This is a genomic window from Limnothrix redekei LRLZ20PSL1 (assembly GCF_043235035.1).
Taxonomy (GTDB): Bacteria; Cyanobacteriota; Cyanobacteriia; order CACIAM-69d; family CACIAM-69d; genus CACIAM-69d.
Window position 1 is genome coordinate 41,843 of record NZ_JAZAQF010000043.1, and the last position, 6,000, is coordinate 47,842.

Sequence of the window (6,000 nt, forward strand, 5' to 3'; positions counted from 1 at the left end):
CAGCAACTCTAGGCAACTTCTCGCGATTCCTGGTGGAACCATAACCAACAATGAGGCTTTTCGGCCAGCATAGGCTCGTAATCGCACTCACAGCCAAGCAATGCCGTGCTCACTTTTGCTGCTGTTTGCGTTCGTGCTCATCCGGGTCTTGGCCGCAAATCACCTTGGCCGCCTCAAACCCGTCCTGTCGATTTTGGTCAATGCATTCCGACCAGGCTTTGTTTTTCTCGATTGCCCGTTCAAAATCAGACTTGCCAAACAGCACATTCCACATCGGCGGCACGATCGCCATCATCGTCGCACCAAACAACACACACACCACCCGTTCAACCCAAACGTTGGATCGCTTAGGGGACTTGTCGGAAACCGTCTTGGTAATTTTGGGAGCCATCGGACTGGATGAAAAACTAGCCCAATCCTAGCGAAGAAGGCGAGCCAATCGGGCCCACTTTCGCCTCTTCTCACTCCGAATCCATCCGCTGTAGTGGATCCTTCAATTTCTAAAGATCATCCGTTTCAACCCCCAGGATCCGGGCAACCTGCATGATCACCACAACTTCCTTGGATACCATAGCCGCCTGCTTTTACCGCTGAGATCGCATCTTTCTTCTTAACGGTGAGATTATTCCACCACCATTGATTGCGGGCCCGCCCCTTCAACAAACCCAACTTAACCGCCTCTCAAGGCAGGTCGATCGCCCCCATAGCCTCAAGGGCCTTCCACAACACCGCCACCCCCACTTGTTCCGACACCGCTTGGGGATCGAACTTACCATCGGCCACATATTTTCCCGCTTGATAGTGATTGCTCCCGCTCCACAGATAGGGCGTGAGCACCGTGGGGCGATAGAGCCGATAGCCAAAGCCGTTGAACCGTTCGGCTCGCCACAGCCAAGCCCCCAAGGAACGATCCTTCACGCGCGGGCCGTCAAACTCCTTGAGGGTGAGGGCATCGATCGCGCTGTCTTCCCAAGTTTTGAAGGGGCCCCGCCCGATCGGCTCGATCGTGGTGCGCTGGCTGAGGGGTTGCCCGTTGTGTAAATGGCAGCGAAAGTCACAGGTGGACTCTAGGTTGTGAATCGCCGCCACAAACCACCAGGGCACTTGGATCGCAGTCTCAATGGCCCCATAGCGCGATCGAAACTTCAAAGCGCGATCGGCTGCTTGTTTGGCCCTGGCTTGCCAGTTGGAGCGGATTTGGCAAGTTTCCCAGAGGCGATCGTATTCAGGCTTGAGATCCGGAAGGCGGGTGGAGGAAACCATCGCGAGGACGACGACAGGCGTTGCAATCTCTCTGCTAAGTCCACGATAACGCTGGACGGAGATGAGGGCGCTGGGTTGGGGAAATTGTTAATGCTGTTTGAGCGTATTGAGCGTATTGTCTGAGCGTACCGATTGATTACGGCAATTGATCACGGCATTAGCGATCGGCCCGGGAACGATCGGGCAACTCCTGTTCCTGGGCCAGGGCCCGAATGGCCGCCCATTCCCGATCGCTCAAGGGTTGTTCCTCCAGCTCGATCGAGAACGTATCCCGAGCCGCCTGGGTCAGGGTCGCCACCAGGTGCGATCGGGACAGGGGCGGCAACCGGGGTTCCAGCGGCTCCGTGCCAAAAATCTGGTCATGGAGCGATCGGTTGGGATGCAGGGCGATCGAACCATGTTGCAACACCGCCACACCTCGCAAATATTGAGCGCTGCCGATTAACTTTTCGCCACCGTCAGCCAGCACCAAATCCGCATCGGTGGCCAGCGCAAAACAGTTGGCTTGGTTACGCAAACCGACCGATCGCCCCTCGCCAAACCGCAACTCCACCCCCAGAGCCTGCCAACCCGCAATCAAAAATCGACAAATTCGGCAATAGGCATCCCGACGGTTGCCGAACTGGGAGCCAATGACCGCATAGGTGAGATCATCCCCATGGAGCACGGCACGGCCCCCCGTGGGCCGCCGCACTAGGGGAATCGGGCGATCGGCCCATTGCAACTGTTCCCAAGCGGCCGGGTAACGCCGTTGATGGAACCCCAGGGAAATGGTGGGTTCCGACCAGGTATAAAACCGCAGAACCGGCGGGCCCGCTGCTTGAACATGCTGCTCAAACAACCAGCGATCGATCGCCATTTGCACCGCGCCGGATTCGTTCAAGGTTGGGATCAGTCGCCAGCGATCGCCCATGGCCTCAATTGGTGAATAGCCTCAATTGGTGGATATATCAATCGCGGTCCCGCGACTCGCCAGAAAAAGCCGCTTTAACCAAATTCCGCTTGCAGTGCTTCGTCATTGTCATCGGCGATCGAAGCCACCAGCGTGATCGATCGGGAAATTTCCCCCGGCGACAGTTCCGCCACCGTGCGGGTTGTGGTCACCACCACAGAATTTTCCGCGATCGCATAGCGGGCCTCAAAGGTGCTCAACCAATTAGCCGCCATCAGTTTTTTCAGCAACCCGGCCTCATCCTTCACCGGCAGATTCAACACCGATGACCACACTGTCAAAGTGTCATCGTCGGTTTCGCCCGTCAGTTGCACATAGACCTCCACCGAGCCGTATTGAAACCGCCAAAGGGACGATCCGCCGCTGCGATTAACCATGGCGCTGTTTTCTGTGGCCAAGCTGGAGATCACCGTTTCGATCGTCTCGATCGCGCTGGTGGGCCCTTCTGCTACGTCCAACAAAGCTTCTTCCGCCGCCGTTGTCATAGATCTAAGTCAAGTGTTGAGTCAGGTTAGCGGGCTGGAGGGGGTTTAGCCCCGCAGGAGCCGAGCAACTGGCCACAGGCCAACCACCCGATCGCCCCATGCCCACCCCATCCAGTGTGGTCGCAACGCTCGATCGATGCAACTGATGCTGAACGTCTATTGCTGAACGTCTGTTGCTGGATATTCGGGATCTTAATTTTCAGAATTTTCAGGGCGATCGCTCGGCTTCCGGGCCACCCAATATTTGCTCAGGAAATGGGTCGAGGTTTCCACCTGCTCAAACCCAGCCTTGTCCAAATAGTCCACCAAATCATCCGTGATGTAGTGGCGATAGAACGGTTCATGGAACGCCGCCGGGAACCCTGCCAACACCGGCTCCAACTCCGGCACATCGGCCGACTGAATTGAATCGCACAGCACCACCGTGCCCCCCGGCTTTGTCACCCGGAACAGCTCTTGGATCACCTGGGAGCGCACCGGCCCCGGCAACTCATGAAACAAAAACGTGCTGGTGGTGATGTGGAAATAATCATCCACGTAGGGCAGCGCTTCCCCTTGGCCCTGGGCGAGTTGGGGCAGCTCACCGGGCTGTTGCGACAACGTTTGATTGGCCTTGCGCAGATAGGCCGGCGACAGATCCAGCCCAAACAGCGCCGCCTTGGGCAGAATCGATCGAAGGAATCGCAGGGTGCGCCCCGTCCCGCAAGCCACATCCAACACCCGCAGATCGCGCCCCGTCACTTCTGGGAAAGCGCGTGCCCCCTGGGCGATCGGGGCCAGCACCCGCCGCCGCATCACATCCGCCGTCCCGTTAAACAGCAATTCCACCTGCAAATCGTACAAATTCGCAGACCAATCGCTCAGATAGCCATCGGTTTGGTAGTGGAAATTTTGTAGGTAATACTTCGGATAACCGTTGGTGTCGATCGAGGGCGAAAACTCCTGAAAGCGCTTTTCCGACAGACGCATCCAAGTTTGGAACCCATCCCAAATCACCAACGGATAGAACTTCAGGAACTCATCCCAAGCATTTTCAAACACCAACTCGGGCCCATAAACCCCCTGTTCCACATCCTGCCAATCGGTTTCCAGCAGCGTTTGCATCCGGCGCTGCAACAACTGGAACACCTCCGGCGGCAGGCTTTGATTTCGTTGGGGCAGGGGTTTGATCGCATTCAAAACCCGCGTGTTCATTTGCTTGTGGGCCAAGCTAAAAGCTCCCTTGCCTTGCTGAAACGTCTGATAGGCCAGCTTCAGCAGGTCATTAGGATTCGGCAGCGGAAAAGGTTGCTGTGGGCGGCGATCGGTGGTGGCAGTCATGGCAATAGAAAATTTTGAAGGGCGATCGACCCGAGACCGGGAATGCGTCGATCACTTGGATTATTAAGGGGCAAGTCCCCGGCGAAAACCAAACCCCGATGGCAATTGGGGCGGTCTTGAGGGTCTATTGTAACGAAAACTTTACGATCAATCGGGCGATCGGCTCGATCGCGCCGGTCTGCCGTAGGGTGCGTAGGGCAAGACTTTCTGGGTTGTTGATGTTTTCTTTGTGCCCTACGCACCGCCACCGTTGATGCGAGAAAAACGACTCGTGATCCCGAGGGTGATCGACGGTGCGTGGGAGACAAACCAGCCAAACCGTTACCCCGAAAGCGTTCTCCCACACACCCTACGCCTGTTTTGGATTTAAGGTGCTTGATGCCACTCGGTTTCGATGCGATCACGATTTTTGGTGACGGAATTGCTGAGGAGTGTGGAGGTCGATCAGTTAACGAATTCGTAGCAGGCTGGTGACGGAAATATCTTTATCCACGGCTTCCCAGTGCATCCCAACGCCGCCGCCAATGGGCCGCCAATGAGTGCGTTGTTCAGGAGTAGCTTGATAGGGCCGTGGAAACCAGTCAACTTAAGGTGAGATCGATAAGCAAAAGCTGGCTATGATCGTATGCTAATGAACTCCAGCAATACAGTTCAACTCAATAAATAGAACATCATTATGAAAATCAGCAGCCTAAGTAAGAAAATTCTCAAAGAGAATTTTTTGACTGATCAGGAAAAAATATTTGCCACAATTTTTCACTATTGTCAAAAATTAGATGCCTGTCCTGGTTGGTTAGATGGCTACAACTTCTTGGCAAAGATACTCATTGAACAAGAAGCTGTGCCGGAGGCAATCGCCGTCTACCAGCAGTCCATTCAGGTTTTGCCAGAGCAAGCCACGCTCTACGTCAATCTAGCAACCTTACTGTTAACTCAAGGTAATTTTGCTGCTGCCTTGCGGGCCTATGAGCAGGCGATCTTACTAGATCCTAATTGGCATCACAGCTATCTGTGCCTGGCTCGGCTGCATAAGCATTTGGCACAACTAGAGGACGCAATTGCCGCTTGCGATCGCGGCTTGAAGGTTTCTCCCGGGGCAGGCGATTTATGGCAACTTCGATCGCAGTGCTTGGAGCAACAGGGACGATGGGAAGCAGCCATTGAAAGCTATTTACATCTGCTAGCAATCAATCCTGGCTCGGATGTAGCCTATCAGGCGATCAAACGCCTTGGCGTTGATCATCAGCGCCAAGATTGGTTTGATTTCTGCTCTCAGCATGACTTAACTCCCTCGCTCTTGCATCGCTTCAGTCAAATTATTTCCTGTGACGATAGCCTTGTTTGGTCAACAGCATTGCCCAAAAATTCATCTAATCAAGATGACGGAGCATTAACACTTACACCCCAAGTAGGTGATTGCTTTGAGCTTAAGGCAGCGATGGTTTGGATTGAATCACAAACTGTTGCAATTTTAAACCATGAGAGAAAGTTTCTGGTGGAAGCTTGTAGTGGCAAGTTATCAACTCTGATACGAGAGAAATCTACGCCTGATCGATCAGAAATTCAACCAGGAAAAGCATTAATTTTATCTACTTTATGTGGAGAAAATTATTATCATTGGATGTTTGATATCTTGCCTAGAATTGGCACGTACAAAGAAAAGTTTTATCAAGATGAAAATGCTCTTGATAAGATTGACTATTTTGTTTTTGACAAAATCAATCACCCATTTCACAAAGAATCCTTAAGCTTGCTTGGAATCGAAACTAGCAAAGTAATAGAAACAGGCAGCCAAGCAGTCTTATGTTTTGAGTCTGTCTTAGTTCCGTCTTACAGCCCTTGCCGCAATCACCAGGTACAATAACAGCACTTAGTAAACCAGTTTCTCAGGCACTGTAAATCCACTAGTCGGGCTGCTAGTCTCGTTAATTGTTCCAACACCTCTATAGTTTCTGTTCTGAATTTCCACAAAAAGATTTT

General features: G+C 53.1%; 6 protein-coding genes and 2 pseudogenes. 1 reads left to right on the plus strand and 7 read right to left on the minus strand.

The window, feature by feature from the left end; all coding sequences use genetic code 11:
* Positions 1–109: 109 nt before the first annotated feature.
* From VPK24_RS07600 to VPK24_RS07625, 6 genes and pseudogenes are all read right to left on the minus strand, one after another.
* On the minus strand, positions 110–391 hold the full coding sequence (locus VPK24_RS07600; RefSeq protein ID WP_190525659.1) for a hypothetical protein: 282 nt from the start codon (positions 389–391) through the stop codon (positions 110–112).
* A gap of 290 nt (positions 392–681) precedes the next feature.
* Positions 682–1,263, minus strand: a complete 582-nt coding sequence (locus VPK24_RS07605; RefSeq protein WP_190532467.1) for a hypothetical protein — start codon at positions 1,261–1,263, stop codon at positions 682–684.
* Positions 1,264–1,420: 157 nt separating this feature from the next.
* Complete coding sequence (locus VPK24_RS07610; RefSeq protein ID WP_393011843.1) at positions 1,421–2,176, minus strand: lipoate--protein ligase family protein; 756 nt, start codon at positions 2,174–2,176, stop codon at positions 1,421–1,423.
* A 74-nt stretch (positions 2,177–2,250) separates the two neighbouring features.
* Entirely contained in the window at positions 2,251–2,700 is a 450-nt protein-coding gene (locus VPK24_RS07615) for a YbjN domain-containing protein (RefSeq protein WP_190354091.1), read from the minus strand.
* Between the two features lie 192 nt (positions 2,701–2,892).
* Positions 2,893–4,020 carry a class I SAM-dependent methyltransferase gene (locus VPK24_RS07620; protein WP_393011846.1) on the minus strand — a complete coding sequence of 376 codons (1,128 nt, stop codon included), beginning with the start codon at positions 4,018–4,020 and terminating at the stop codon, positions 2,893–2,895.
* Between the two features lie 448 nt (positions 4,021–4,468).
* Positions 4,469–4,591: pseudogene (locus VPK24_RS07625) on the minus strand (DUF2442 domain-containing protein); the annotation flags it as partial.
* 105 nt (positions 4,592–4,696) lie between these two features.
* Between VPK24_RS07625 and VPK24_RS07630 the strand changes: the two are divergent.
* Positions 4,697–5,884: a tetratricopeptide repeat protein gene (locus VPK24_RS07630; RefSeq protein WP_393011848.1), complete on the plus strand. Its 1,188-nt coding sequence runs from the start codon at positions 4,697–4,699 to the stop codon at positions 5,882–5,884.
* Here the strand turns inward: VPK24_RS07630 and VPK24_RS07635 are convergent.
* Positions 5,869–6,000, minus strand: a pseudogene (locus VPK24_RS07635) (IS630-like element ISAtsp7 family transposase); the annotation flags it as partial. The gene VPK24_RS07630 and the pseudogene VPK24_RS07635 sit on opposite strands and share 16 nt — an antisense overlap.